Source organism: Prescottella subtropica, from assembly GCF_005434945.1.
GTDB lineage: Bacteria > Actinomycetota > Actinomycetes > Mycobacteriales > Mycobacteriaceae > Prescottella > Prescottella subtropica.
The window spans coordinates 1-1,427 of sequence record NZ_SKCH01000061.1; the positions used below are offsets into that span (position 1 = coordinate 1).

Annotated in this window: 1 protein-coding gene; it reads left to right on the plus strand. The window is 66.5% G+C overall.

Features of this window, described 5'->3' with window-relative positions:
• The first annotated feature begins 91 nt into the window (after positions 1 to 91).
• Positions 92 to 1,369 (plus strand): IS256 family transposase, encoded by a 1,278-nt coding sequence (locus E0497_RS20315; RefSeq protein WP_137726603.1) that lies wholly within the window; start codon positions 92 to 94, stop codon positions 1,367 to 1,369.
• Positions 1,370 to 1,427: the final 58 nt, after the last annotated feature.

Sequence of the window (1,427 nt, forward strand, 5' to 3'; positions counted from 1 at the left end):
TCCGTGACCGTGTCGGTCCCGGAAGCGGAAGAGCCACCGCGTGAAGCTCTGTGAGTACCGACCAAGGAACTCACGACAAGGAGACCACGCGATGGCCCTGGACCAGTCTGCCCTATCCGAGCTGGCGAACACCCTCCGCAGCGCCGACGGCGGCACCATGATGCGCACCCTGCTCGCCACGATCCTGCAGGCGTTGATCGACGCCGAAGCCACCGACCACATCGGGGCCGGCCCCTACCAGCGCGCCGACACCCGTGTCACCAGCAGAAACGGCACCCGGGACAAGACCGTCACCACCACCTCCGGGGACCTGACCGTCAAGATCCCGAAGTTGCGGTCGGGATCGTTCTTCCCGAGCCTGCTCGAACCGCGCCGGCGGATCGATGTGGCCCTGCACGCGGTGATCATGGAGGCCTACGTGCACGGCACCTCCACCCGTAAGGTCGACGACCTCGTCACCGCCCTGGGCTGCGACTCCGGGATATCGAAGTCGGAGGTGTCCCGGATCTGCGCCGACCTCGACGAGGACGTGACCGCGTTCAACACCCGCGTGCTCGACACCCAGGCGTTCCCGTATGTGTTCCTCGACGCGACCTACTGCAAGGCCCGCGTCGGCGGCGACAAGACCGGGAAGGGCTCGAAAGTGTGCTCGCAGGCCGTGGTCATCGCCACCGGCGTGTCCGCCGACGGGCGCCGCGAAGTATTGGGCTGCGCCGTCGGGGACAGCGAAACCGAAGCGTTCTGGTCCGAGTTCCTCCGCACCCTGCGCGGCCGTGGCCTGTCCGGGGTCCAGTTGGTGATCTCCGACCACCACCGCGGCCTGATGAACGCCGTCGACAAGGTGTTCCTCGGGGCGGCCTGGCAGCGTTGCCGGGTCCACTTCATGCGCAACGTCCTCGCGAAGGTCCCCAAGGGGCAGTCGGAGATGGTTGCCGCCGCGATCCGCACCATCTTCAGCCAGCCCACCGGACCGCTGGTCCGTGATCAGGTCGACACCGTCGCCGACATGCTCGACACCCAATTCCCTGCGGTCGCAACCATGTTGCACGACTGCAAGGAACAGATCACCGCGTTCGCCGGCTTCCCCGAACCACACTGGCGCAAGATCTGGTCGACCAACCCGATCGAGCGGTTGAACCGGGAAGTCAAACGCCGCACCGACGTCGTGGGGATCTTCCCGAACCCGGCCGCCCTGCTACGCCTGGCGACCTGCGTGCTCATCGAAACCCACGACGAGTGGCAGGTCTGCGACCGCCGCTACCTGTCCGAGGAATCGATGGCCCAGTTGACTCCACCGGCGCCGGCCTCCATCGAACCTGCCCCGCCCGCGGAGACGGACGTGGACGAATCTGTCCCGCTTACGGCATAATCACCGGCACCACAGAGCTACGCGCTCAACGGTTTACACCACTCCACGGGGCTCTATC

Excerpts from the sequence above, each read along its gene's own strand:
- E0497_RS20315 (WP_137726603.1), top strand. The coding sequence starts at position 92 with ATGGCCCTGGACCAGTCTGCCCTATCCGAGCTGGCGAACACCCTCCGC.